This window comes from Enterococcus sp. DA9 (assembly GCF_008000875.1).
GTDB lineage: Bacteria > Bacillota > Bacilli > Lactobacillales > Enterococcaceae > Enterococcus_B > Enterococcus_B lactis.
In genome coordinates this window covers 456,530-482,500 of record NZ_CP042839.1, presented here as the reverse complement: position 1 = coordinate 482,500, position 25,971 = coordinate 456,530, and the positions used below count along the sequence as shown (strand labels likewise).

The window sequence follows — 25,971 nt, the reverse complement described above, 5'->3', positions numbered from 1 at the left end:
AAAATTTACTCAATAAAAGATAACACCACAGTGTGGTGGCGATAGCGAGAAGGATACACCTGTAACCATGCCGAACACAGAAGTTAAGCTTCTTAGCGCCGATTGTAGTGAGGGGTTGCCCCTTGTGAGAGTAGGACGTCGCCACGCAAAGGTAAAAAGATGGACTAGAAATAGTTCATCTTTTTTTGTTTAAATCTTTTACTAAATTGAACTAATAGAGTTTTCTATGAATATCAAAGTTAGTTTTCACCTACTTTGTTTTTTTATAGTTGGTTATTATAAAATAACGATATAATTGATTTTGATACAATACACGTTTATTTATAAATCAAAAATATAGAGAACAGTATACAAATGTCCGTTTCTATTCTTAAAATGATTCTTATACTTACTTAAAGTTAGGTATAATTAGTATATGTTTTGTAAGAAATTTAGACTTATAATCAGTAGTGAATGTATAATTAACGTATAGGAGACATGGATAAAATGAAACTAATTGGTATAGATTTAGACGGTACTCTTTTGAATTCTGACCAGAGCATTAGTCAAAAAAATGCAAGAACAATGCAACATTTACCTAAAGACTGTTTTCCATTCATTTGTTCTGGAAGAGAAGTAGAAGACATTAATAATATTCTCAAAAAATCTGGTTTAATGGTTCCAGCAGTAGGATTAAATGGTTCTGTTGGATTTGATGGAGAAAAAAAAATATTTGAGTCTTTTTTCGATAAAAAGGATGTAAAAAAAATTGATTCTGTCATATCGAAATTTCCAACTAAAATATATACGAATCTCGGAAGTTATGAATCGCAGAACTATAAAAATAAAATGAAAAAAATCTTTCACGAGGTAGGCAGTGAATTTTCTGTCAAGGAGTTGAACTATGAGCTTGAGTATGAAAAATCTATTTGCTCTATTCCTTATAATAATATTGAGGAAATTATAGAAAAGGATGATATCAGCATTTACAAATTTTTTATTTTTATTCCCAATCGTCAATTGAAAGCGAATATATTTAACCGTTTGAAAAAGATGCTAAATGTGACTGTTACTGAATCAGCACCTGTAAACATTGAGATCGTGCCTCAAAATGTATCTAAAGGCACGGTGTTTGATCGTTTGGAATCAATCTACAATTTAAAAAAACCTTTGAGAATCGCGATCGGGGATAGTTTAAATGACTTATCTATGTTTGAGAGTGCAAATATTAGTTTTGCAATGGGAAATAGTCATCAAGAGATCATGAAAAAAGCTGATTATATTACCGTTTCAAACGATAAAGACGGAGTATCTCAAGCTTTTGAAAGAATTCTTACCATATAAACTAATTTAGGGAGTATAGTATATAAATATTTAGGATTGTGACAAAAATCATGTCACAATCTTTTTTCGAATAAACTCATTTTTTGAAGCCAACTATTTATCGTAATTTCTTTACATAATACGAACAAATTTTCGGTTATTGATGAAAAAAAACATTGAAAATGGTATGATAAAAGAAAAAGAGGAGGGAATTTTTAATGGTGAAATTTATCCATGCGGCAGATTTACATATGGATCGGTCATTTGAAGGACTGACAACTCTAGATAAAACTGTACAGGAAAAACTATTGAAGACGAATCTGACCGTTTTATCAAATATCATTGAACAGGCAATAATAAATAACGTTGATTTTGTTTTACTTGCAGGAGATAATTTTCATCAAAATCGTCCTTCATTAAAAATACAGAAACATTTTTCAGAACAGATGAAACGGTTAGAAAAAAATCATATACCTGTATTTATAATATTCGGAAATCATGATTTCTATCAAAAAGAGCGGTATTGGTTCTCCTTTCCTAAAAATGTCCATTTATTTACATCCGAAACGGTAGAGACAAAAAAAATAACGATAAAAAGTGGAGAAACTGTCTCTCTCAGTGGATTCAGTTATCGACAACCATGGATTCAAAAAGACAAAGTGATGGAATTTCCTTCTAGAGAACTCACAGATTACCATATTGGTTTGTATCATGGGGAACCTGGTACCTCGCAAAAAGGGAACTATGCCCCTTTCCAACCTTCAAAAATGCAAGAAAAAGGATACGATTATTGGGCTTTGGGGCATATCCATGTGCCAACAGTTTTAAATGAAAAGCAAACCATCGTTTATCCAGGTGCGCCTCAAGGTCACACTAAAAAAGAACAAACTTCTACATCCATTCTACTTGTTGAATTAAGTAAAGGAAGTTGTCAAATACATCCGATTAAAGTAGCAGAGGTCTATTGGAAGACAAAGGAAATATCATTGAGGCAAGCGAGGACGACAAAAGAGGTCATTGTTCATATTCGTCAGCAACTTTCAAAAGTAGAGGATGGATTTAGTTTAATTGAGATAAAATTAAAAGATTATGACCATCTCAATACAGATGTTCTAGAGCGAATACAATCAGGAGAGTTATTAGATTATCTGTTAGAGGAATTTTCAGATAGGATAAGGGATTTATTTATTTGGCGTATTTCTCTCATGGAGGATACTTTTTATACGAAGATTCCACTTGCTGCTTCTGCTAAATTGATGGAACAGCTATTTCAATACTATCAGACACCTCAAGATTTCCAACAAATTTTAAATGAAGTATATAGCCACCAAGAAGCGGCTAAAATATTGAGCGAACTGCCGGAATATCAAGAAGAAACACTTGAAAAAGCCAAGCAGCTACTTAATCAAGATTTTTTATTTGAGGAGGATCAGGAATGAAGATTTTAAGGATCGAGATTGCTGCTTTTGGAAAATGGCGTCAAAAAAGTTTTGATTTTTATTCAGGCAATCAGCTGATCTATGGGGGAAATGAAGCAGGAAAATCAACGATTTATCAATTTATCCAAGCCATCTTATTTGGATTCCCTTCAAAAGGCCGCAAAAAAAAGGATTATACACCAAAAGACGGCTCAGCCTATGGTGGCAAAATATGGCTTAAACATCCTATATACGGTGAGTTTGCTGTCGAACGCTATAAACAGCAAAATCGTGGAAAATCGAAGGTATGGCTGGGGAATCAAGTTGGAAGTGATGAATTACTAGAAAAACTGATTGCACCTTTGACGAAAGAGTTATTCCAGCAGGTATTTACTTTCCAGCAAGAACAGTTGATGGAACTAGATCACTTGAGAGAAAAAGAGCTACATGATGCACTGATTTCTTTAGGAATTACGGGCAGTTCTCAAGTATTCCAAAAAAGACAAGAATATTATCAGAAAGCACAACAGTTATTCAAGAAAAAAGGCCAAAAACTGCTGATCAATCAAAAATTAAATGAATGGAAAGAGCTTCAAGAGAAAATCCATCTAAAACAAGAACAGGAAGCTTATTTTGGCAAGTTGATCCAACAAGAACAGGAATACGAGTCGCAACAGCAACAGTTACTGGAACAACTAAATGAGGCGAATAAGCAATTTGCACTAGCCAGACAGCAAGAACTCAATTTTTCTTTATATGAAGAATGGCAATCCCTCAAAAAAAACATCGCTACAGGTCTTCCTGATGAACAACTTCTTCTTGATCTGGAGTCTTTTTCCAAACGGTATCAGCAAACAAATGAGCGTTTAGAAGAATTAGAAGCAACTCTGGAAAAGCATAGCGGGATGGATCAGCAGTCAGCTAGATATTATTTTTATTTAGAGCAGGAGCAAGAACTAAAAGACCTCCAACAACTCCAGTTTACAACGGAACAATTAAGCGAAGAATGGCAAAGACTTCAAATAGAGACTAGAGAAACAAATTCAGAATTGAAAATCTTGGAACAAAGATGGCAGTGGCAGAAAAATCCGTTACCGGAAGAATTTTTATATGAAGAAGAGTGGAAGAATCTTCTGGCTGAAGAAAGAAGGATTGCTGATCTAGAAAGCCAGATTTCTGTGCGTCTCCAGATAGCTAAAGAACAGCAAAAAATGATCGAAGCAGAAGTGAATGAGTTGGAAGAGACTTATCCAGCATTATTACAAAATCAGTCAGAGATAGCACCAACCCCTTCATCTAAACCCTATATGCTAATTGCTGGCGGAGCAATAATCATTGCAGGTATATTTGTTCCAATGCCCTTAAAAGTGATCCTTTTACTAATTGGTGCAGGCATGATTGGCTATTTCTTCTACAAACAGCAACCAAAGGTCAAAACTAAAAATGATTTCTCAGAAATAAAAGGAATGTGGCAAGAAAAACTAGGTCAGCTTGATTTAGCTTTAGCCCAATTAGCAGAAGCAGAAGAAAAACAAAAGAGAATAGAAGAAGAAAAACAGATTCTTCAGCAAGAAGTATATCGTTTTGCTGATCATCGGCACTTAGGAAAGATGGATACACTCAAACTCATGAAAGAATATGGGCAAGAAGTCATAGATTATCAGAAATTGTATGGCGTATTTGTGCGGAAACATAAAAGAGAGCAGGAAATCCAAGAAAAACTACAACAGATCGATCAGAAATTTGAGTTTGTTAAAGAATGGCTACCCATACAAGATAAGACGATCTCAGAAAAAATGGCTATGCTTTCCCGTTTTATCCAAGAAATGGAACAGATGAAATTTGCCAGAAGCTATCAGCAAAATACTTTATTGAAGCAAGAAATCAATCAATTGAAAAAGAAACAAAAAGTATGGGTACAAGAATACAGCGAACAATTGAGCCAAGCTGGATTATCTTATCCTTCGGAAGTACCTGTCTTTTTACAAAAAGCCAAACAAGCCGAACAGCAGATGAAAAGATACAATGAACTGTCAGAAATGCTTCGTCCACTGTTTCCTGAAGAACTGACGAAAGAGAAATTATCTGTAAGACTGCGGCAACTGAAAGAAAAACAAGGCCAACTCCAGCAAGAAGAAAAAGAAGCAAGTGAAAATCGGCAACGACTCCAACTTCAAGTAGAAGAGCTGCAAAGAGACGGCACATTGGACGAACTCTATCAACAAGCTAGCCGACAAAAAGCAAAATTGCAGGAATTGCTGGAGGAATGGGGCGCATTTGAAATCGCCGGAACATTCTTAGGCGATCTTTCAACAGAGATGAGTGAAAGACAATTACCACAGTTGTTAAAAGCAGCGGGTGATTATTTAGGTATTTTAACAAAAGGAAATTATCAGAAGATATTACTGAAAAACGATACACTGACTTTAACAGACGGATATACAGACTTTCCAATCTATGAGTTGTCTACAGGTACGAAAGATCAGCTGATAATGGCGATGAGGTTTGCTTACCTCTCGTTAGAAGCCAATCGTTCGATATGCCCGATCATCATAGATGATGGCTGGCTTCATTATGATCATCAGCGAAAGTATCAATTAGCTGAACTTTTAGCTAAATTTGGAGAAAAGTATCAAATAATTTGTTTTTCTTCTGATAAAGAAATGGTAAGCTATTACCATGAGATGAACCAAACCGTAAAACAATTAGAAGGAGCAAATAATGAAAAAAATTCGTGATTTAGTAATCGATGAGCAGTTTGAGCAATTTGTCCTGATCAAAAGTGCAGATGTAAGAATCGCTAAAAACGGAAAAAAATTTATTGCTTTTACTTTCCAAGATACTTCAGGTACTATCGATGGCAAGTACTGGGATGCTTCGGAAGAAGAAATCAATAAATTTACAGCCGGCACAGTCGTTTTTCTAAACGGTAAAAGAGAGGTTTATCAAGGGAACCCGCAAGTAAAGATTCTTCACATGCGTTTAACAAGGATGGATGAGCCAGGGGAACCTAGTTTATACATGGAAAGAGCCCCTTTGAAGAAAGAAGAAATGGAAGAAGAAATCAATCAATTATTATTTGAAATCACAAATGCGCATTGGAATCGGATCGTTCGCTATCTACTCAATAAATACCAAAAACAATTTTTTGAGTTTCCGGCAGCCAAAAGAAACCATCATGCATTTGCCAGTGGATTAGCTTATCATACTTTGACAATGCTTCACTTAGGAAAATCAATTGCCGATGAATATCCTGAGTTGAATCGACCATTATTATATGCGGGTATCATTTTGCATGATTTAGGAAAGGTGATCGAACTTTCCGGTCCTATGTCGACAGAATATACGCTTGCAGGGAATTTAATCGGACATTTGGTATTGATTGACGAAGAAATAACTAAAGCCTGTCTTGCGCTGAAAATCAACGAAGCTGACGAAGATGTTCTCGTATTACGTCATATGGTTTTAGCACATCACGGCCTATTAGAATATGGTTCACCTGTACGTCCAAGGATAATGGAAGCAGAAATATTACATCAAATCGACAATATTGATGCTTCCATGCAGATGATGTTGACTTCGATTCGTCAAACAGAACCAGGAAAATACACAGATCGGATTTTTGGTATGGACAACCGAAGTTTCTATGTACCAAAAGATTTATAGCAAAAATTTATTTTTTTCATTCAAAACAAAAAAGCGAGACATAAGTCTTCGCTTTTTTTGTTTTCTTTTATTTTGATGAATCAGTTGTTTCTTCAGTTGAAGATTCTTTTGTTGAATCAGTTGATTTTGTGTCAGAGCTCTTTGTTGAAGATGTGGCTTCACTTGAGTCTTTAGCACCTGATGAAGTTGTTGTGAATGCACTCAACACATTTTCAAAGGCATCGTCTTTGATTTTTACATTTGCATCTTTTAATTCTTCACCGATTACTTTAGTCGTGAATGCATTGTCACTTAATTTTGTTTCAGTAGCGATTTCTTTTAATTGATCTTTGTATTTATCCATGTCGTTGCCTTTATTTTGGTTTTTCACCATTTTGACAACATAGTATTCTGTTGCATAAGAAGTAGTATTTGTTGCAGTAATAACGTCAGAGACTTCGCCGTCTTTCAATTTGAAAGCTGCTTCTTTTACTTCTGCAGGAATGGTTGTTGTCGTTGAGTCGAATTTGACTTTACCGCCATCTTCTTTTGTCTCTGAATCAGTTGATTTGTCTTCGGCTAATTTAGAGAAATCATCCCCATCGTCCGCTGATTTTTTGACATCTTTTGCTTCATCTTCACTTGATAATTTGATGATTTGTGCTTCTACTTCTGGATGGAAAGATTCCCAAGCAGTTTTCAAATCATCATCTGTAATATCTACATGAGCCTTCAAACCAGCTTCAAAAGCTAGATTGTTACGGATATATTCTTTGTAAGAATCTTTCGTATACCCAGCAGTTTCTAATTGTGATTCAAAAGTATCACCTAAAGATTTCGCTTGTTTGTCGTATTCTGCATCCACTTGTTTATCTGTTACTTTATCGCCGTATTTGTTATTGAATACTTTATAGATGATCATCCGTTGTACTAATGATTGGTTCGATGATTCGAGCTTTGCTTCATCGTAGAAATCAGATACAGTGATCGTTCCGCCTTTCATCGTTGCGATATCTTTATTGGTATCGCCTGAACAAGCCGCTAGAGTTAAAACAGCCAACGCACTAGTAGCTGCCAAAATAATTGATTTTTTTTTCATTAATGTTTGCACTCCTGTAATTAGTTATTATTTTTTATATATTAACTATACCATACCCCATGCCCTTTAAAAGCGTTCTCGTGATAGTTTCAAACAAAATTCAAAATTTCATCACATTCCTAGGAAATGTGCAATTATTCCTCTATTAGACAGTCATATCTGTTGAGAAAATGATCATTATTGTATGTGATCAGGATACTCAGGCAGATCAGCTGTTAGTTTTTCTACTTGTTCATTGATTTGGGCGATACGTGGTTCGGCTTGGAATTTAAAATTTTCGATATCTTTGTTGATGGCTTCTTGGAAAGCGGGAATCACAGATTCAGCTGTTTCTTTTGTCTCGATCAATGCGCTTTTAAAATGATCCAAGCTGTTATTTAAATCGTTTGTCAGAGTGGTTGCTTCTTCCAGTTCTTCAATCAGTTTTTTTCTTGTTTCGTTCCCGCTCCTAGGTGCAAATAGCAGACCACCGACAGTTCCAGCAGCAGCTCCGAATAGCAGTCCTTTGAAAAAGTTTTTAATCATCGCTATGCACCTGCTTTACGATTGTTTCTTGAATAGCTTTTAGTTCTTCTGGTCCATAACTGTCTTGATGGTTGCCAAAGTGGATAGAAAAATCGTCCTCTTTGCTATAGCGAGGAACTAAATGGATATGTGAATGAAAAACAGATTGATAAGCTAATTCACGGTTGTTATTCAAGATATTAAGACCTTTCATTTCTGGAAAAGCTTTTTCTAATGCTTGAGCAATCTTAGGCACACGTGAAAAAACTTCTCCTGCAAGTTCAGGATCATATTCAAAAATATCTGCTACATGACGTTTAGGAACAACTAACGTGTGTCCTTTCGTTGCTTGAGAAATGTCTAAAAAAGCATAGACTTTGTCGTCTTCATAAATTTTATAGCTTGGGATTTCTTGATTGATGATTTTGCAAAAAATACAGTTTTCCATAAAAAACATCCTTTCCATAAAGAATAAATACTTCAGCTTAACTTTACCATAAGTTAAAGCCATTGTAAGGAAAAAAACAAAATACCGTCATTTTCTTCGTGGTATAATAAATAAAAATAAATGGCGGAGGAAAAAGAATGAGTTTAATTATCGATCATGTCACAGGAGGGTATGGCCATCTCCCTGTGTTAAAAGATATCAGTTTCAACGTACAGCCTGGAGAGATAGTAGGATTGATTGGGCTGAACGGAGCAGGGAAAAGTACAACCATCAAGCACATTATCGGTCTGTTGGAAGCTACAAAGGGAACGATAGAAATCAATCATCTATCTTTAAAGAAAAATACAGAAGAATATCGTAAACAAATTGGGTATATTCCAGAGACGCCTTCTTTATATGAAGAATTGACTTTGAGGGAACATATCGAAGTCACTGCAATGGCCTATGATATACCTATGGATACAGCAATGAAAAGAGCTGAAAAGCTGTTAGAGACTTTCCGTTTGTCTAATCGCCTTGACTGGTTTCCGGCTAATTTTTCAAAAGGGATGAAGCAGAAAGTGATGATCTTATGCGCCTTTTTGATCGAGCCTTCTTTATATATCATTGACGAACCATTCTTAGGATTGGACCCACTAGCTATCAATGCGCTGCTTGAATTGATGGTAGAGATGAAAAAAGAAGGAGCCGGTATTTTGATGTCTACGCATATTTTAGCTACTGCAGAAAAATACTGTGACCGTTTTGTGGTCTTACATAACGGAGAGATACGAGCAGATGGAACCCTTGAGATGTTGAGAAAAGAATTTCATCTGCCGGATTCTTCTTTGGACGAAATCTATATCGCTTTAACAAAGGAGCAGGCACATGAGTAGTTTTTTTCAAAAACGTTTAGCAAGGCATCAAAAGAAAATGATGAAATATATGCGCTATGTGTTGAACGATCATTTTGTTTTAGTTTGTCTTTTCTTAATTGGTGGCGTGGGATTGTACTATTCTAGCTGGTTGAAAACCTTGCATCCGCCTTTTGCACTTGGGGGAATGATAATCTCTGTATTTTGGATGCTCTGTTTATTTGTAGGCAAGATGGCTACTTTTGCGGAGGCAGCAGATATTGTTTTTTTACTTCCGAAAGAAAAAGAAATGCAGACCTATTTGGAACGAGCTTTTCGCTATTCTTGCATTTTTCCGATGATCCTTTTGATATTGGCATGCGGATTTGCTATGCCATTAGTGGTGGTTAGTACTCAGCAAGTCTTTTCGATGTTTTTCGTCTATCTGATTATATTATGGTGTTTGAAATTTAGTCATCTGCAAATTAAGCGAGCAGAATTGTTTCGGCTAGATCAACAGGTCATTCGTTATTGGAAAACAGGTTGGTTACTTTCTTCTATGCTCATTTTGCTTCTTTCATTTTATTGGCTAGTCTGGGCAGGGGTAGCAGGTGCATTGGTACAGGCAAGTCTATATTACTGGTTTTTGTGGAAGCAACAGGAAAAAGGATTGGATTGGGAGAAAATGGTGCATGTAGAAGAACAAAGGTTGCATCAAATCTATCAATTTATTAATTTATTCACCGATGTTCCCGAAATTACGGCAAAGGTAAAAAGAAGACGCTACTTGGATCCTATATTGACTCATATTAAGAGAGAATCAAAAAACACTTATCTTTATTTGTTTGCAAGAAGATTGGCAAGAGGTTCTGATTTTAGTGGTCTTTACTTCCGGTTAGTAATTATAGGTGGGGTATTGATTTTCGGAGTGATCGACTTTTATTTTAGTCTGATAATCGGTTCTTTATTTTTATATTTAATCGGTTTCCAATTGTTGCCTTTAGCGAGCCAGTTCCGTTACATGGTGCTCGTTCAGCTTTATCCAATCCATGAGAATCAGAAGAAGCAAGCAATCCAGTATCTGCTCACATGGGTATTAGTTATCGCATCGGTTATCTTTGGATTGATTGCTGCAGTCGTATTGGATGGTCAGCAGCGATGGGTTCCGCTAGCGGCTTATTTGATTGTTACGGGTCTCTTTGTTAAACTATATGTACCAACTCGTTTGAAGAAGATGTCAGACTGAAAACAAAGCTGTGTAGGATAAAAATGAACATGAAAAATAGAGCGTTGACAGTAAGAATGCTGTTCGTTCTATTTTTTTTGAGAAAAGTCGGTTTTTTGAATGGCAAATAAATGAAAAAGAACGTATATGTGCTTGACGTGTAGTGATCAGGCGACTAGAATAATAAGTACTGCAAAACAAAGAGTAAGAGGACGGGAGAATGCATGATGGAGTTTCAGTTAGACCAAGAGTGGCGGTTACGTCCCATCAAAGGCGATACAGGAAAAACATACATAGGCATGCGTGATGAAGACAAAGTCTTTATTAAACGAAACACGACTCCGATGTTGGCTGCTCTTTCAAGGGAAGGAATTACACCAAAACTTGTTTGGACAAAACGAACGGGGAATGGCGATACCTTGACAGCACAAGAATGGCTAGAAGGCCGCTTGCTAACTCCTAATGAGATTGGTCAAAGAAATGACGTGATTGATGTTTTGTACCATTTACATCATTCAAATTCTCTTAAAACCATGCTGACCCGTATCGGCGGACGTGTTATGACGCCGGAGAAGATGTTGCAAAAATATGAAAAAGAATTACCAGAAGAACTCCAGAAAAATCAATTTCTGCAAATCGTCCATCGATTTCTTCGTGAGCAGATCCCGCCGATAGATAAGGAAAATCTATCAGTGGTGCATGGAGATGTAAATCATCGAAATTGGTTAGTATGTAAAAATTATTTATATCTCGTGGATTGGGATTCAATCATGTTTGCAGACCCTGCGGTAGATATTGCAACGATTTTAGGGAATTATGTGCCTCTATCCAGTTGGAATCAATGGCTGATCAGTTATGGCATACGTCCAACTGACGAAATGCTTGAAAAGTTTCACTGGTATGCGGCCATGAATTTGCTCCAAGAAATCACTAGATACTGCAAACGTGAAGATCATCGACGAATGAACGAAGAAATTTTACAATTAAAACGAATTTTCAGTGGCTGAGGTTTGGCCCAAACTCTGCGGAGATTTGGCCAGACCTTTTTAATTAGAGAAAGGAATGGAGATAAATAATGCGTGTCCGAAATCGTCCGGGAGCAGCGGAAATGTTAGCGGCTCACCCGAATTTTGTAATTAGTGATCCAACATTGTGGAAGGGGAAATGGAATGAATTGTTTGGAAACGATCATCCAATCCACATTGAGATTGGAATGGGGAAAGGCCAGTTCATCACTGGAATGGCAAAAGCCCATCCTGAAATCAATTATATTGGAGTAGAAATGCAAGTAAGTGTTGTTTCTATAGCATTAGACAAGTTGATTGAACAACCGCTTCCTAACCTGAAGCTTCTGCATGTGGATGGATCAGCATTGACAGAATATTTCGCTGACAGCGAAGTAGATCAGATTTATCTGAATTTTTCTGATCCATGGCCGAAAAAACGACATGAAAAACGGCGCTTGACATACAAAACTTTTCTTGCTGTAGATGAACAGATCCTCCGCCCAAATGGAGAAATCCACTTCAAAACAGATAATCAAGGATTGTTTGAGTATTCGCTGGCAAGTTTTTCTCAATATGGCATGATCCTCAAACAGGTATGGTTGGATTTGCATCAAAGTCAATTTGAAGGCAATATTATGACGGAGTATGAAGAAAAATTTTCTTCGAAAGGTCAACGTATTTATCGAGTAGAAGCTCAATTTCAAGATAAGACCAAAAAGAAAAGTCTGTGAATGAACTTTTTACTTTCATAAAAATATAAATCAAATCCCAGAAAACACATTACATCTGTCATGTGCATTTTCTGGGACTTTTTTGATTTAAGATATACCTATTTCCTCGGTTTTCAACAAGGTGGAATCAATTGGAATCGAGAGAATGAAAATAATCCTTTGTCAGTGATCTTCAATTCGGGTATGACAGATAATGTTAAGAAAGAAAGTGTCAAAAAAGGATCAAAGGTTTTAGCTGCCCCTAGTTGATGTGTTTCAGCTATTAATTCATTCAGCTGTTCATTGACGAACGAAAAAGGTTCCTGTGTCATGATACCGCCTATCGGTAGAGGAAGACAAGCCATTTCCTTCTGTTTATTGACAACAGTCATCCCGCCACCTTTTTGAATCAAAAGATTAGCAGCATACAGCATATCCTCATCATTTGTCCCCACGACAACTAGATTATGAGAGTCATGAGCAATTGTTGTCGCTATCGCCCCTTGTTTCAGCTGAAATCCTTTTACGATGCCTAACCCAATATTTCCGGTTTGATGGTGACGCTCGATCACCGCAATCTTTAATTGGTCTTTTTCGATTGAAGGAATGAATCGTTCGCCTTGTCGGTCCACTTTTTCTACCAAATCGTTCGTGACGAGACTATTCGGGATAATTTCGATCACATGGGCTTGTGAAGAAGGGAGAAGCAGCTCTAACGAACGAGGATGCAATGGTTGAGCATTTAGGTTTGGTAGACAGCACATGTATGGATTTGAATAATCAGCAAATAAATGGTCTTCGAGTTGACCAGATTGGACGACCAATGTTCCCTTATAGAAAACTTCATGAATTGGCAGCTTGGTAAGATCGTCTGTTAAGAAGAAATCAGCTTGATATCCAGGAGCAATCGCACCTAGTGTTTTCAAATCAAAACATTCTGCTGCATTCAATGTTGCCATCTGGATTGCCTGTAATGGATCAATTCCCATTGAAATAGCTTGACGGACGATATGGTCAATTGATCCTTCTTTAACTAAATCATTGATGAGTTTATCATCGGTGACAAAGAAGCATCTTCTTGAATTATCAGGCGTGATCGCCGGTAGTAGCGATGCCAGATCTTTTGCAACGGTCCCTTCTCGAACCATTAAATACATACCAAGATCCAAACGTTCTTTAGCCTCTTTTGCAGTTGTAGCTTCATGATCCGTCCGAATACCAGCTGCGGGATAAACATTTAATTCTTCCATGCCGATACCAGCTGCATGTCCGTCAATCTTTTTCTTATGCTGGTGCATCAATTGGATCTTTTCTAGGATATCTGCTTCATTATTTGCTACTGCTTGATAGTTCATGACTTCAGCTAAGCCTAAAACTTCGGGATTTTGTAAAAAAGGTGCTAGATTTTTGGCATTTAGATTTGCACCATTTGTCTCAAATGGAGTGACAGGTACACAAGAAGGGAGCATAAAGAAAATATTCATAAGCGTTTGTCTTGCGTCTTCTATCATAAATTGAAGACCAGTACTCCCAGCGATGTTTCCTATTTCGTGGGGATCTGTTACTACAGTAGTAACTCCATGAAGCAAGGATACTTTTGAAAATTCACTTGGTGATAAAAGTGAACTTTCAATATGCACATGTCCATCAATGAATCCTGGTACTAGATATTGCCCCTTAGCATTATGTACGCTTTTTCCTTCATATTCACCAATCCCTACAATCATTCCTTCGTAAATCGCTACATCTTTTTCCATGATCTCTTTCGTAAAGACATTGACGATCTTAGCCTGTTTGATTACTAGATCAGCGGGCTTTTTTTTACTTGCTACTTCGATGTATCTCTTTAATGTTGATTCCAATGGAATGCCTCCCAAGATAAATTTTTATAAGTATAACATAAATTCGTTTTTTGCCAATGTTTTTTAATAAATTCATTTTATTTGAAACAAAAAGATCAAAAAGACGTATGTTTTTTGTGGAGGGGAGAATAATGGAAATAAAACGATTATCAGATCAAATGATAAGTGAAAGTTTCGCCAAACATGCCCAAGACGTATATATCTTGCCAGCTTCAGAAGTATTTTACATCTATTTTCGCTATGGCAAAAAACGAACGTTCTGGAAGGAAGTATCTTCGGCAGATGGCCAGCAATTGATTTCAAGATTTAAGTATTTGGGACAAATGGATATCGGAGAAAAAAGAAAAGCTCAATTAGGTGCATTGACCTATTCTTTAGAAAAACAGAAGGTTCGGTTACGACTGTCTTCTGTAGGAGATTACCTTCAACGAGAAAGCTTAGTGATTCGGCTATTATACGGTATTTCTGAAACACCTCATCGTTGCTTTAATTCTCGAGATTTTGCAACTATTTTGCAGAAAACCGTTAGACGTGGATTATATCTATTCAGTGGACCAGTCGGATCAGGCAAGACGCCATTAATGTATCGGTTGGCTTTGAAAGAAAAACGGCAAGTAATCACGATCGAAGATCCTGTAGAGATCGAAGAACCATTCTTTCTGCAATTGCAGATCAATCCCAAAATAGCACAGACTTATGACACACTTTTGAAGCTCGCATTACGGCATCGCCCTGATTTGTTGATTATTGGTGAGATAAGAGATGAATCAACTGCACATGCTGCGGTAAGAGCTGCACTAACGGGACATCGGGTATTCGCAACCGTACATGCACGCAATCTTGAAGGTACATTGATCAGAATCCATGAACTAACAAAGAAAAAAGAAGAGCTATCTGAATGTTTAGCTGGAGTCATTTATCAAGAACTTTTGGAAGATGCCGATCACCATCCTTCTGTCTTGTGGAGTTATCAATTTATGGAGGAAGAACCAGTAAAAAATCATGGGAGGAAAGCTATGAAGAAGCTCAGAAAAAAACTTGGCAGTCAGAACTATTTTAAAGGATTGACAAGAAGCCAGCAAAATCAGTTTGCACAAACTATGGGAGAGCTGCTTTTAACTGGTTTTAGTTTGCAAGAATCCCTTTATTTATTACTCACGATCCGTTCGTTCCAGCCTGCTATTTTGGCAAACATCCAACATCAGCTAAAGGAAGGACAACCGTTTAGTGAAGTACTTTCGCAAACAGGGTATGGAGCAGAACAACTGGTACAGATCGAATTAGCTGAACTTCACGGGAATCTGCCGGCAACTTTGTTGGAAATTGCCAAACAGTTACGTCTGGTCGAAGGATTTCGCAACGATTTGAAAAAGCTGCTCGCCTATCCGATGCTATTGCTCACCTTTTTGCTAGGTATCTTATTTAGTATGCGTTTGATCGTTTTGCCTCAGCTTATTGGTTCAGGGATGGTTATAGAAGAGCATTGGGGGATTCAGCTGATACAAGTCTTTCACTGGTACGTTCTACTATTTATCCTAGTGGTTACTTTATTGACTTTGCTAGTAAGGTATCGGCTGATGAAATTGTCTCCTATTGATCGGAGTGAATGGATAAGCAGACAATTAGTGATTGGACCAATATATTCCTTATATCAATCTGCTTATTTGTCGCTAGAGATTGGCAAACTTTTTCATGAAGGTTTCGAATTAAGGCAAATCATCGTTTGCTTGAAGGAGACGAAACAAGAAAGTCTGATTCAACACCTTGCTTCCAAGATGATACAAGGATTAGAGGCAGGTATACCATTAGCTGATCAGTTCCAGAATTACCATTTTCTATCTGAAGAATTCAGCAAGATTATTTTGCAGGGAGAGGCAAAAGGAAATTTAGGGAAAGAGCTGATATTTTACAGCGAATGGACAAGAAAACAGCTTTTCAAACGACTTCAGCACTGGCTGCATTTTATTCAGCCAATTATTTTTTTGGGCGTAGCGGTTTTGATTTTACTGGTTTATGCTGCTGTTTTATTACCTGTTTATGGAAGTATCGAGGAGGTCTTGCCATGAAAAAGAAAAGAACACCTTATTATAGCGGTTTTACATTAATCGAAATGCTGATCGTTTTACTGATCATCAGTGTACTAGTATTGTTGTTTGTCCCAAATTTGTCACGTTATAGGAATCATGTAGACCAAGAAAGTCGTGAAGCAATCATTCAGTTGGTAGACACACAAAAAGAGCTCTACGCGCTTCAAAACAATGGAAGAATCCCTACCGTGGAGGAATTATTGAATGAAGGCTATATCAAACGAGAACATGCAGACATCTACCAGCGGCCTTGAAGGAAAAACATTAGCATCAGGATATACGTTGGTTGAGTCACTCTTACTGATTTTATTGCTTACAACAATCCTTTCTTTTCCAGTTCTCGCATTTTCTGCATGGAAGAATGAATTGGCAGTCTATCAATTTTTCAGCCAGTTTGAAAAACGAATCTATACCACTCAAAAAATCGCTATTGTGAACCAAATCCAAACAGGCTTTTATTGGAACATTGACGAAAATCAGATCATTTTTCGTATGTCGCAACCCGATGAAGCGAGCTGGAAAGTATTAGATATTCCTGATGAGATTACCTTGAAACGCCATGCTTCCATCACTTTTGCTGCTGGAACTGGAAATGAAAGTTCACTAAAAGCATATCAATTTTATTGGGAAGAAAAAGGGCAAACGATTACGTATCAATTCCAGATGGGGAGTGGACGTTATACAAAAAGAATTGAATAGAAAAGGGTTTATTTTATTAGAATCCCTTACAGCGCTGATGATTGCTTCCGTCTGTGTGTACTTAGTGAGTTTTGGTCAGCTTTTTTTACTTCAGGCAGAAAACAACAGCGGGGAGGAAATGCTACTTATTCGAATGGTTTACGAAGATACCAAGACACAACGGATATATCACAAAAGACCAGAGCGAAGCGAAGAAATGACTATGTACGATATCCAAATTGTCGAAAATAATGGAGTAATCGAAAAAGTGCTTGTCAATATGGAGAAAGAAGCGATCAATATTGAAAAAACAAGAAATCCCGGCATTTACGCTGATTGAATGTCTAATCGGACTAATGATAGTAAGCAGTATATTGCTGTCATTCAATCTTTTGATCCAGCAAACTATCCAAGTAAGTGACTTTCTGCAGCGTAAAGATCAAAAAGAGTGGCTGATATTTTTAGCACAATTAGAAGAGGAACTTAACAGCAGTCACAATGTTTCCGTGAAAAATCAGCAATTGTATTACACTGTAGAGGATAAACAGTACATCATCGAAAGATATCAGACGATGATACGTAAAAGAAGAACTTCCGGCGGACATCAACCTATGTTAACAAGTATCACTGAGTTTCAATTATTGGAAAAAGAACACACAATTTCTTTTTATGTACACTTTGAAAATGGAGAAGATGGATATGCCATATGGACAAAAAACGATCAATAGAAAATGTTGTAAGGGATCTATTTTATTTTCTGTGTTGCTTTTATTTCTTTTATGTACGTTTTTATTGACGGCAGCATTAGAAAGCTATCGCTTGTCAATAGATCTGAATATACGAATAAAAAATTATTATATAGCAAAAATAATGAAACAGATGTCTCTATCGGAACAGTCTATACTTGCTGAGAAGTCGGAAGGGATTTTTTACTACACAACTGGATCTGTAACATATCAATGGGTACAACAGTCTCTATTCTTGGAGGTAGAAGTCTCGCCGTTTATCTTTCGATTCATAGAAGAAGTAAAAAATGATACAGATACTGGTACAGAATGAGGGGTTGTTCGTGAAAACGCCCTCTTTTCTGTTATAACACTGTTTTTAATAAAAAAATGTTTGCCGTTTCACAAATAAAAAACAGTGAAAACGATTGAAATTTTGTCAATTGTTCGATAGAATTAAACAGGTGAAAAAATTGTTATAATATATCTAGAAATGAGGTGCACCATGTTACCAGAAAAAATGGAACAAGGGTTCAATCAGAACCTGGAAGCTATTCAGCTTTTACAGAATGCATTGGGAACTTCCTTTTTAGAAGCCTATGTCGAAAATGCAGAAAATCTAATAGATGATTATCAAGTACGTGTGGTGGATGGAGTGCCGACAAAAGAGACAACACAACGGATCACAGCTCTTTATGAAGAGTTGAAAAAACTTTCTTTCGAGCCAGAAGAATGGCGCAGATTGTCTCAATTGCTTTTATTGAAGGGCAACCAGACAGAACATCTGCAGGCGAACCATCAACTCACTCCTGATAGTATCGGTTTTTTATTTGTTTTTCTTATTGAACAACTATACACAAATAAAAAGGAACCAGTTAAGATTCTGGATATTGCGGCAGGAATGGGCAACTTGTTATTAACAGTTCTTTTAAACCTATCGAATGCGGGGTATCAAACAGAAGGATTTGGTGTGGATATTGATGATACATTGTTGGCTGTGGCAGCTTCTACAAGTGATTTGACACAAGCAAATGTTCAATACTTCCATCAAGACGGGTTGCAGGATTTATTAATCGATCCTGTCGATTTTGCAATCAGCGATTTGCCGATCGGTTATTATCCGAATGACGAAAAAGCAAAAGAATTTTTAACAAGTACTGAAGAAGGCCACAGTTATGCACATCATTTATTGCTGGAGCAATCAATGAAATACGTGAAGCCGGATGGTTTTGGTTTGTTTTTGATGCCAAGCGGTTTTTTAGAAACGGATCAAAGCGAAGAAATCAAAAAATGGTTTAAAGAAGAAGGCTATCTTCAAGGAATGATTCAATTGCCAGATGAGTTGTTCCGCAACAAACAATCACAAAAAAGTATTTTGATCTTACAGAAAAAAGGACCACAAGCAAAACAAGTAAAAGAAGTGTTGCTTGTGAAACTTGCTTCACTAAAAGAACCAGAGAAGGTGACGGAATTTTTCAACGAGTTTAAAAACTGGAAATCATCTGCTCTGTAATCATTCAACGAGAAGGAGAGTCATATGTCTAAAACAATTGCAATCAATGCTGGAAGTTCAAGTTTGAAGTGGCAATTATATCAAATGCCAGAAGAAACCGTAGTTGCGAAAGGAATCGTCGAACGTATCGGTTTACAAGATTCTATTTTTACAATCAAGTACGGCGATAGTCAAAAATTCGAACAAATCATGGATATCGAAAACCACGAAGTAGCAGTAAAAATGCTGTTAGATCAGTTGATTGAACTGCAAATTTTAAGTTCTTATGATGAAATTACCGGTGTAGGGCACCGTGTTGTTCACGGAGGAGAAACTTATGGGGATTCAGTAGTGATCGATGAGGGAGTAATGGACCGCATTGCTGAATTAGCAGAATTTGCTCCTTTGCATAACCCTGCTAACCTGATGGGAATCAAAGCCTTTAAAAAGATTTTACCTGACATTTTGAGCGTAGCTGTATTTGATACATCTTTTCACTCAACAATGCCAAAGCAAAATTATTTATACAGCTTGCCAGTGTCTTATTACGAAGATTTCAAAGTAAGAAAATATGGCTTCCACGGCACAAGCCATCGTTATGTATCGGAACGTGCAGCAAAATTATTGAATAAACCGATTGAAGATTTAAAAATCATTACTTGCCACTTAGGAAACGGAGTATCAATCACAGCTGTAAATGGTGGTAAATCCATGGATACTTCTATGGGATTCACGCCATTAGCTGGTGTAACAATGGGTACGCGTTCAGGCGATATCGATCCGGCTGTTCTTCCATACTTAATGGAAAAATTAGAGATTGATATTGATGAAATGATCAATGTTTTGAATAAGAAATCTGGTTTGCTAGGCCTAACAGGATTGTCTAGCGATATGCGTGATCTTGAAAAAAACTATGAAAAAGAACACATTCGTTTAGCTTATGATATCTTCGTGGATCGCATCCGAAAATATATCGGCGGATACGTGACAACGATGAATGGTGTCGATGCAATCGTCTTTACTGCTGGTATCGGCGAAAATGACGGACATGTACGCAACGAAATCATTAAAGGTATGTCTTGGTTTGGCTGTGAAATCGATCCAGCGTTGAATGAATTGCATGGTGAAGAAGTAGATATCTCTACAAAAGAATCAAAAGTAAGAGTATTAGTGATTCCAACAGATGAAGAACTAATGATTGCCCGTGACGTGGAGCGTTTGCGCGGCTAAAAATACACGCGTGTTCTCTTTAGAAAATGGATAATTTTATATCCGTTTTCTAAGAGGACATGCTTTTTTATTTTTTACACAGAAGGAGCTGAATATAAAGAAGTGAGTGAATCCAAGTATTCTATGAATCGTGAGAGGAAAGACGCTCAATAAGCGACTTTATTTTTTGAAGAGCAAAAAAAGCTGTGTCCAGACAAGTGATCTTCAAAAGTTTTACTTTTGAGATCCCCTCTGAAACACAGCTTTTCATCAATTAGTCTTTTTTAGGAGGCAATTGGTTTTCTAAATCAGTTCGAACAACAAGCACATCGCAAGCCGCGTTTCTAATAACATATTCAGAAACAGAACCAATAAATAAACGTTCTACAGCATTCAATCCTGTAGCTCCTAACATAATCAAGTCTACTTGATTATCTTCTGGGATTTCTTTCGCAATAATTTGTTTTGGTGAGCCATATTCTACAACAGAGGTTACATTATTCAAGCCAGCTTTCTTCGCGTTGCTTTCATAATCTGCCAATGTTTGCTTTGCCATTTCAGTAGCTTGTTCTGCCAACATTCCATCAAAAGATGAAACGGTTTGGAAAGAACGTGTGTCAATGACATGTGCTAATAGAAGTTCTCCGTTATTTCGGATAGCTACATTGACCGCCTTTTTAAAAGCTAATTCAGCTTCATCAGAACCATCCACGGCAACCATGATTTTTTTGTATTGTTGTAACATAAGCATTCACTCCTCAAGTCAATCGTGTTGTACTCTTTTATTGTAGAACAATTTGTGGAAAAAGAGAATTATTTACTGCTTTGGTTCAGCAATTTTTTTTGCAAAGCGGATACTGAAGGTGGCAGAAACGAGAATCACAATCAATAAAAAGATCAAAGCGATGAAGCGTTGATTGAAAAAAGCGGCTAAAACACCCATAACGCCTAAAACAGCATACGCAGCTCCATAAAATTGTAGGAATCCTTGATTTTTGTCATTTTTCTTGATCAATACAAAAAAGATATCCTGTTTATTAAATAAATAATAGCTAACGAATAATAATAGTAAAGTGGCGATAATCATCAAAATCCTAATCATGAACAAATCCTCCAAAATAAGCAACAAATAGAAAAAGCAATTTGCCAAGAGCAAATTGCTTTATTCTTTAAAAGATGGTAATCTCCGTTAATGCCGTTATTTGTCCTGTAGTATTGATCCCGCGAATTCAAGCAGGTGGGTCCCATGGTCGTAGCTTCGAACTACCAAATGATAAGGCATGTTACCAGCAGTGACACAAGACGGGTCCCAAGATATCAATAAAAATGTTCGGTCAACACACAAAGAGGACAATTCGAACATCACAGATTTCCCATCTCTATAGTAGCATATGAATTTAAAAAGAGCAATGAGAGAGCTCGCAGAAATAGAACCGTTTTCTTGTTTAATTTTTTAGGGGATGTTTTTTCCACTCTTTTATGCGGTAATACTGTTGACCTAGCGCCTGTTCATATTTTCCTGTATCCTTTGGCTGATAATATTGAGCATTTTTTAACCTATCTGGTAAATATTGCTGATTGACCCAAGCATGATCGAAATGATGAGGATACTGATAACCCACACCGCGGTTGAGGGATTTCGCACCTTTATAATGGCTATCTCTCAAATGGTCGGGAACATCACCAGCTTTGCCCTCTCGAATATCAGCAAGTGCTGCATCTAATGCCATATAGGCAGAATTGGATTTTGGCGACAAGCAAAGATCAACGACGACATCTGCTAGCGGGATACGTGCCTCAGGTAACCCTAGTCGTTCAGCAGCTAATACAGCGTTTACTGTACGCGCAGCAGCAGCAGGATTGCCTAAACCTATATCTTCATAACCGATAACCATCAGGCGACGACAAATACTTGCCAGATCACCTGCTTCAACTAGACGGGCGAGATAATGAAGGGCAGCATCCACATCACTTCCGCGAATCGATTTTTGAAACGCTGAAATAACGTCATAATGAGCATCTCCATTTTTGTCATGGGTAAGAGCTTTTCTTTGGACACATTCTTCGATAATCGACAGAGTAAGATGAATCTTTCCTTCTTTATCTGGAGGAGTCGATCGTGCAGCCAGTTCCAACCCATTCAAAGCACTCCGCAAATCGCCATTCGTTGCACGAGAAAGGTGAAGAAGAGCCTCTTCATCTAACTGGATTGCTTGTTGACCAAGACCGCGTTCCTTATCCTTTAAGGCGTGTTTCACTGCCAACTGGATGTCTTGCTCTGTTAATGGCTTGACTTCAAAAATCTGTGTGCGGCTGCGGATCGCTGGATTGATAGTAATATAAGGATTTTCAGTAGTCGCTCCGATCAAGATGATTCTGCCACTTTCTAAATGAGGAAGCAGAAAATCCTGTTTTGTTTTATCTAATCGGTGTACTTCATCCAATAAGAGGATCACAGTACCACTCATTTTAGCTTCTTCCGCTACAACCTGCAGCTCTTTTTTTGAATCTGTAGCCGCGTTCAGCATGCGAAATGCATAATTAGTAGAACCGGCAATCGCACTTGCGATACTCGTTTTTCCAGTACCAGGAGGCCCATATAAAATCATGGAAGAAAGCATACGAGCATCGACCATGCGGCGTATGATTTTTCCTTCACCGACTAGATGTTGCTGACCAACGACTTCATCGATCGTTCGAGGTCGCATGCGATAAGCCAATGGCTGTTGCATAGGATTTTCCTCCTTCTTGTTTTTACATTCCTTAATTATAACATATTTAGTAATATAGCTAGAAAGAACAGCCTTCTGTTGTTTTGTTTTCATAGCTTATCCAACTAATATTGTGTATGATAAAGTAGGTGAGAAAAATGACGGATAAACAAAAGATAGATGAATTTTTTTGGAATAAAACGACGCCGGAAGTAGCGCGGGATTTATTGGGGATGTATTTGGAGCATGACACACCTGAAGGAAGATTAGCTGGATATATTGTAGACGCGGAAGCATACTTAGGTCCAGAAGACGAGGCCGCCCATAGCTATGGTTTAAGAAGAACACCACGTGTGCGGGCAATGTATGAAAAACCAGGTACAATCTACCTTTACACGATGCATACTCATCGGATTTTGAACATCATCACTCAGCCAGAAGGGATTCCTCAAGGAGTAATGATACGTGCAATTGAACCAGCTACAATGATTGAACAAATGAGTAAAAATCGTGGTGGAAAAACTGGTCCAGATATCAGCAACGGTCCTGGAAAATTAGTGGAAGCATTAGCAATTCCTCAAGAACTCTACGGACAATCTATAGCAGATAGTTCATTACGTTTAGTTTTTGAGAAAAAGAAGATACCAAAAAAATCGATGCTTTGCCTAGGATCGGTATCCCGAACAAAGGAGAATGGACAGAAAAGCCGTTGCGTTTTGTTGTGTCTGGCAATCCATATATCTCTTTACAAAGAAAAAACCAAATCGAGGAAGATTGGGGTTGGAGGAAAGAAAATGAAAAAGAAGGATCTATTAACATACTTAGATGAAATAATCGAAAAACAAGTGACGGACTATGATGTGGCTTTAGATTGGGATACAAAAAATCATACGATCGAAATCGTTGTTCGTTTGTTTGCGGAAAATAAAGCACAATTTGAGATTGATGATGCAGAAGGGATCGTTTCGCAAGAACCAATTATCGAATTTGAAGATGGCGTACTCCTTTTTAATCCTCAGAAATCTGTTTTTGATGAACAAAATTATCTAGCGGTAATCCCCTATGAAGGAAAAAAAGGATTGGCAAAATCAGTAGCTGATTCTTTAGTGGAATATTTGAATGAAGTATTAGCACAAGGGCAAAGTGATTTGCTTGATTTTTTAGATGAAGATGATGACGAAGCTGTATTCGAACTCCATTGGGATAATCAGAAACTAGCAGAGTTAGTAGAAGCAAAACAGCAAAATGAAATAGAGACTTATTTACCGTACCCAAGTTATTAAGGAGTGACAGACATGAAATGGAATGAAGTAAAAGTAGAAACCGAAAGTGAAGCAGTCGAAGCGGTCGCTAATATTTTGATGGAGGCAGGAGCGAGTGGTGTTGCGATTGAAGACTCTTTAGATGTTGAACATTTTCAATCGGATCAATATGGTGAAATTTTAGATAAAAATGATTTTACATCGTTGAAAGAAGGCGCGCTAGTCATGGCTTATTTTCCAGAAACGACTTTTTTGCCGGAAATCTTGCCTTTTATCAAAGATCGTATCACGCAATTGCCTGAGTTTGGTCTAGCGATTGGAAAAAACAAAGTAACTGTTAGCGAAGTAGAGGAAAGCAATTGGGCAACAGCATGGAAGAAATATTATCATCCGGTGCGTATTACACGAATGCTGACGGTTGCGCCAAGCTGGGAAAACTATCAGACAGAAGATCCTCTAGAAAAAATCATCACATTAGATCCAGGCATGGCGTTTGGAACAGGCACCCATCCGACGACTTCTTTGTCATTGACAGCACTAGAAACAGTATTGCGTGGTGGCGAAACATTGCTAGATGTTGGAACTGGTTCGGGTGTACTAAGTATTGCAGCAAAATATCTTGGTGCGAAAGATGTCTATGCCTTTGATTTAGACGAAGTAGCTGTTCGTTCAGCGAAAGAAAATATGGATATGAATGAAGTAGCTAAAGATGTTCACGTATCAGCTAATGATCTTTTGAAAGGAATCGAGATTGAAAGTGATGTAATCGTTGCGAACATTTTAGCAGATATCATCTTATTGATGATCCCGGATGCATGGCGTTTACTAAAACAAACAGGGACATTGATCGTTTCAGGAATCATTGAAGAGAAGAAGCAAATGGTTCTAGATGCTATGATAGAACAAGGATTCATCGTGGATCAAATTTTCCAACAAAAAGACTGGTATGCAATTATTTTGAAAAAACCAGAGGTGGAATAGATGCAGCGATATTTTTTGAAAGAATCGTATGAACCAAAAGACCATTTTATTTTAAAAGGGGAAACCTATCATCACATTGTACGGGTTATGAGAATGGAACCGAAAGATGAAGTTTTTTTGGCATTCAATGATCAGATAGCCGTTGTTGCAGAAATCACAAAAATCACCGAAGATGCTGTTTATCTGAAAGAAATTAAAAAAGAAGAAAACCAAAAGGAACTGCCAAGTTCGATAACCATAGCTAGCGGCTATCCTAAAGGAGAAAAATTGGATTGGGTTATTCAGAAGTCCACTGAATTAGGCGCACAAGCTTTTATTGGGTTTCCGGCATCAGCCTCTGTGGTTAAATGGGATGCAAAGAAACGTATGAAGCGACAACAACGGCTTGAAAAGATTGCTCAAGAAGCAGCGGAACAATCCCATCGGCAAATCGTGCCCTCAGTAGAGTTACTGGAAACGAAACGTGACTTATTTGAACGGTTAGATGATTATGATGTGGTCTTGGTTGCTTATGAGGAATCAGCAAAACAAGGCGAAAAATCAAATGTAGCCAAAATTCTTAGTGAAACAAAACCGGGCAGTCGAATCTTAGCTGTCTTTGGACCAGAAGGCGGCTTGTCCCACGAGGAAATCGATTATTTCGTAGAACACAAAGGGATACTATGTGGATTAGGACCAAGAATCCTTCGTACAGAAACAGCGCCTCTTTATTTATTAAGTGCTGCTAGCTATCAATGGGAGTTAATGGATCCCTCTCATAGCTAACATTTTTC

General features: G+C 37.4%; 26 protein-coding genes, 1 rRNA gene, 1 other RNA gene and 2 pseudogenes. 22 read left to right on the top strand and 8 right to left on the bottom strand.

The genetic code is table 11. The features are described from left to right. The first annotated feature begins 31 nt into the window (after window positions 1-31). The 5 genes from rrf to FTX43_RS03130 all read left to right on the top strand — a co-directional run bounded on the left by rrf (window position 32) and on the right by FTX43_RS03130 (window position 6,386). Window positions 32-147 (top strand): 5S ribosomal RNA (gene rrf, locus FTX43_RS03150). A 330-nt stretch (window positions 148-477) separates the two neighbouring features. Continuing rightward, on the top strand, window positions 478-1,323 hold the full coding sequence (locus tag FTX43_RS03145) for a Cof-type HAD-IIB family hydrolase (RefSeq protein ID WP_002314166.1): 846 nt from the start codon (window positions 478-480) through the stop codon (window positions 1,321-1,323). A 197-nt stretch (window positions 1,324-1,520) separates the two neighbouring features. Then, window positions 1,521-2,741, top strand: a complete 1,221-nt coding sequence (locus FTX43_RS03140; RefSeq protein WP_002335238.1) for a DNA repair exonuclease — start codon at window positions 1,521-1,523, stop codon at window positions 2,739-2,741. Then, on the top strand, window positions 2,738-5,458 hold the full coding sequence (locus FTX43_RS03135; RefSeq protein ID WP_002314164.1) for an AAA family ATPase: 2,721 nt from the start codon (window positions 2,738-2,740) through the stop codon (window positions 5,456-5,458). The genes FTX43_RS03140 and FTX43_RS03135 overlap by 4 nt, the downstream gene beginning before the upstream one ends. After that, on the top strand, window positions 5,442-6,386 hold the full coding sequence (locus FTX43_RS03130) for a 3'-5' exoribonuclease YhaM family protein (RefSeq protein WP_002314163.1): 945 nt from the start codon (window positions 5,442-5,444) through the stop codon (window positions 6,384-6,386). The genes FTX43_RS03135 and FTX43_RS03130 overlap by 17 nt, the downstream gene beginning before the upstream one ends. A gap of 67 nt (window positions 6,387-6,453) precedes the next feature. On the opposite strand, the gene FTX43_RS03125 is transcribed toward FTX43_RS03130, so the two are convergent. The 3 genes from FTX43_RS03125 to FTX43_RS03115 form a co-directional block, all read right to left on the bottom strand. After that, a complete protein-coding gene (locus FTX43_RS03125) occupies window positions 6,454-7,464 on the bottom strand; it encodes a peptidylprolyl isomerase (protein ID WP_002316849.1) in 1,011 nt (336 codons plus the stop codon). A gap of 177 nt (window positions 7,465-7,641) precedes the next feature. Continuing rightward, a complete protein-coding gene (locus tag FTX43_RS03120) occupies window positions 7,642-7,989 on the bottom strand; it encodes a YtxH domain-containing protein (RefSeq protein ID WP_002309926.1) in 348 nt (115 codons plus the stop codon). Further along, window positions 7,982-8,416, bottom strand: a complete 435-nt coding sequence (locus FTX43_RS03115) for an HIT family protein (RefSeq protein ID WP_002291337.1) — start codon at window positions 8,414-8,416, stop codon at window positions 7,982-7,984. Before FTX43_RS03115 ends, FTX43_RS03120 begins: the two co-directional genes overlap by 8 nt. A gap of 137 nt (window positions 8,417-8,553) precedes the next feature. Here FTX43_RS03115 and FTX43_RS03110 point away from each other — a divergent pair, with 137 nt between their 5' ends. From FTX43_RS03110 to trmB, 4 genes are all read left to right on the top strand, one after another. Next, on the top strand, window positions 8,554-9,291 hold the full coding sequence (locus tag FTX43_RS03110; RefSeq protein WP_002309930.1) for an ABC transporter ATP-binding protein: 738 nt from the start codon (window positions 8,554-8,556) through the stop codon (window positions 9,289-9,291). Continuing rightward, window positions 9,284-10,495: an ABC transporter permease gene (locus FTX43_RS03105; protein ID WP_147606726.1), complete on the top strand. Its 1,212-nt coding sequence runs from the start codon at window positions 9,284-9,286 to the stop codon at window positions 10,493-10,495. Before FTX43_RS03110 ends, FTX43_RS03105 begins: the two co-directional genes overlap by 8 nt. A 203-nt stretch (window positions 10,496-10,698) precedes the next feature. Next, window positions 10,699-11,481, top strand: a complete 783-nt coding sequence (locus FTX43_RS03100) for a phosphotransferase family protein (RefSeq protein WP_002291341.1) — start codon at window positions 10,699-10,701, stop codon at window positions 11,479-11,481. Between the two features lie 68 nt (window positions 11,482-11,549). Further along, window positions 11,550-12,212, top strand: a complete 663-nt coding sequence (gene trmB, locus FTX43_RS03095; RefSeq protein WP_002314161.1) for a tRNA (guanosine(46)-N7)-methyltransferase TrmB — start codon at window positions 11,550-11,552, stop codon at window positions 12,210-12,212. Between the two features lie 113 nt (window positions 12,213-12,325). Here trmB and ade read toward each other — a convergent pair whose 3' ends face one another. After that, on the bottom strand, window positions 12,326-14,053 hold the full coding sequence (gene ade, locus FTX43_RS03090) for an adenine deaminase (protein WP_002343940.1): 1,728 nt from the start codon (window positions 14,051-14,053) through the stop codon (window positions 12,326-12,328). Window positions 14,054-14,184: 131 nt separating this feature from the next. Between ade and comGA the strand changes: the two are divergent. The 9 genes and pseudogenes from comGA to FTX43_RS03045 all read left to right on the top strand — a co-directional run bounded on the left by comGA (window position 14,185) and on the right by FTX43_RS03045 (window position 20,265). Further along, window positions 14,185-15,113, top strand: a pseudogene (gene comGA / locus FTX43_RS03085) (competence type IV pilus ATPase ComGA). Continuing rightward, window positions 15,070-16,119, top strand: a complete 1,050-nt coding sequence (comGB, locus tag FTX43_RS03080) for a competence type IV pilus assembly protein ComGB (RefSeq protein ID WP_002314159.1) — start codon at window positions 15,070-15,072, stop codon at window positions 16,117-16,119. The pseudogene comGA and the gene comGB overlap by 44 nt, the downstream one beginning before the upstream one ends. Then, entirely contained in the window at window positions 16,116-16,394 is a 279-nt protein-coding gene (gene comGC / locus FTX43_RS03075; protein ID WP_002309938.1) for a competence type IV pilus major pilin ComGC, read from the top strand. Before comGB ends, comGC begins: the two co-directional genes overlap by 4 nt. Next, the gene (gene comGD, locus FTX43_RS03070; protein WP_002316846.1) at window positions 16,369-16,839 is read left to right on the top strand and encodes a competence type IV pilus minor pilin ComGD; all 471 of its coding nucleotides are present in this window, start codon (window positions 16,369-16,371) and stop codon (window positions 16,837-16,839) included. The genes comGC and comGD overlap by 26 nt, the downstream gene beginning before the upstream one ends. Next, window positions 16,811-17,158 carry a hypothetical protein gene (locus FTX43_RS03065; protein ID WP_002345560.1) on the top strand — a complete coding sequence of 116 codons (348 nt, stop codon included), beginning with the start codon at window positions 16,811-16,813 and terminating at the stop codon, window positions 17,156-17,158. Before comGD ends, FTX43_RS03065 begins: the two co-directional genes overlap by 29 nt. Further along, entirely contained in the window at window positions 17,121-17,546 is a 426-nt protein-coding gene (comGF, locus tag FTX43_RS03060) for a competence type IV pilus minor pilin ComGF (protein ID WP_002335232.1), read from the top strand. The genes FTX43_RS03065 and comGF overlap by 38 nt, the downstream gene beginning before the upstream one ends. Then, complete coding sequence (gene comGG, locus FTX43_RS03055; RefSeq protein WP_002343943.1) at window positions 17,518-17,877, top strand: competence type IV pilus minor pilin ComGG; 360 nt, start codon at window positions 17,518-17,520, stop codon at window positions 17,875-17,877. Before comGF ends, comGG begins: the two co-directional genes overlap by 29 nt. Window positions 17,878-18,048: 171 nt before the next feature. Continuing rightward, window positions 18,049-19,056, top strand: coding sequence for a class I SAM-dependent methyltransferase (locus FTX43_RS03050; protein ID WP_002316844.1), 1,008 nt, complete (start codon window positions 18,049-18,051; stop codon window positions 19,054-19,056). A 24-nt stretch (window positions 19,057-19,080) separates the two neighbouring features. Continuing rightward, window positions 19,081-20,265: an acetate/propionate family kinase gene (locus FTX43_RS03045; protein ID WP_002309945.1), complete on the top strand. Its 1,185-nt coding sequence runs from the start codon at window positions 19,081-19,083 to the stop codon at window positions 20,263-20,265. Window positions 20,266-20,518: 253 nt separating this feature from the next. On the opposite strand, the gene FTX43_RS03040 is transcribed toward FTX43_RS03045, so the two are convergent. The 4 genes from FTX43_RS03040 to FTX43_RS03025 form a co-directional block, all read right to left on the bottom strand. Beyond that, window positions 20,519-20,989 (bottom strand): universal stress protein, encoded by a 471-nt coding sequence (locus tag FTX43_RS03040; protein ID WP_002335230.1) that lies wholly within the window; start codon window positions 20,987-20,989, stop codon window positions 20,519-20,521. Window positions 20,990-21,061: 72 nt separating this feature from the next. Further along, window positions 21,062-21,346, bottom strand: a complete 285-nt coding sequence (locus FTX43_RS03035) for a hypothetical protein (RefSeq protein WP_002309947.1) — start codon at window positions 21,344-21,346, stop codon at window positions 21,062-21,064. 77 nt (window positions 21,347-21,423) lie between these two features. Further along, window positions 21,424-21,618, bottom strand: a non-coding RNA gene (gene ssrS, locus FTX43_RS03030) — 6S RNA. A gap of 71 nt (window positions 21,619-21,689) precedes the next feature. Beyond that, window positions 21,690-22,976 carry a replication-associated recombination protein A gene (locus FTX43_RS03025; protein WP_002314154.1) on the bottom strand — a complete coding sequence of 429 codons (1,287 nt, stop codon included), beginning with the start codon at window positions 22,974-22,976 and terminating at the stop codon, window positions 21,690-21,692. Between the two features lie 137 nt (window positions 22,977-23,113). Here FTX43_RS03025 and FTX43_RS15090 point away from each other — a divergent pair. The 4 genes and pseudogenes from FTX43_RS15090 to FTX43_RS03010 all read left to right on the top strand — a co-directional run bounded on the left by FTX43_RS15090 (window position 23,114) and on the right by FTX43_RS03010 (window position 25,963). After that, a pseudogene (locus tag FTX43_RS15090) lies at window positions 23,114-23,784 on the top strand (DNA-3-methyladenine glycosylase). After that, window positions 23,750-24,238 carry a DUF3013 family protein gene (locus FTX43_RS15085; protein WP_002309951.1) on the top strand — a complete coding sequence of 163 codons (489 nt, stop codon included), beginning with the start codon at window positions 23,750-23,752 and terminating at the stop codon, window positions 24,236-24,238. The pseudogene FTX43_RS15090 and the gene FTX43_RS15085 overlap by 35 nt, the downstream one beginning before the upstream one ends. Before the next feature lie 12 nt (window positions 24,239-24,250). Next, complete coding sequence (prmA, locus tag FTX43_RS03015) at window positions 24,251-25,198, top strand: 50S ribosomal protein L11 methyltransferase (RefSeq protein WP_002309952.1); 948 nt, start codon at window positions 24,251-24,253, stop codon at window positions 25,196-25,198. After that, a complete protein-coding gene (locus tag FTX43_RS03010; protein WP_002309953.1) occupies window positions 25,199-25,963 on the top strand; it encodes a 16S rRNA (uracil(1498)-N(3))-methyltransferase in 765 nt (254 codons plus the stop codon). Window positions 25,964-25,971: the final 8 nt, after the last annotated feature.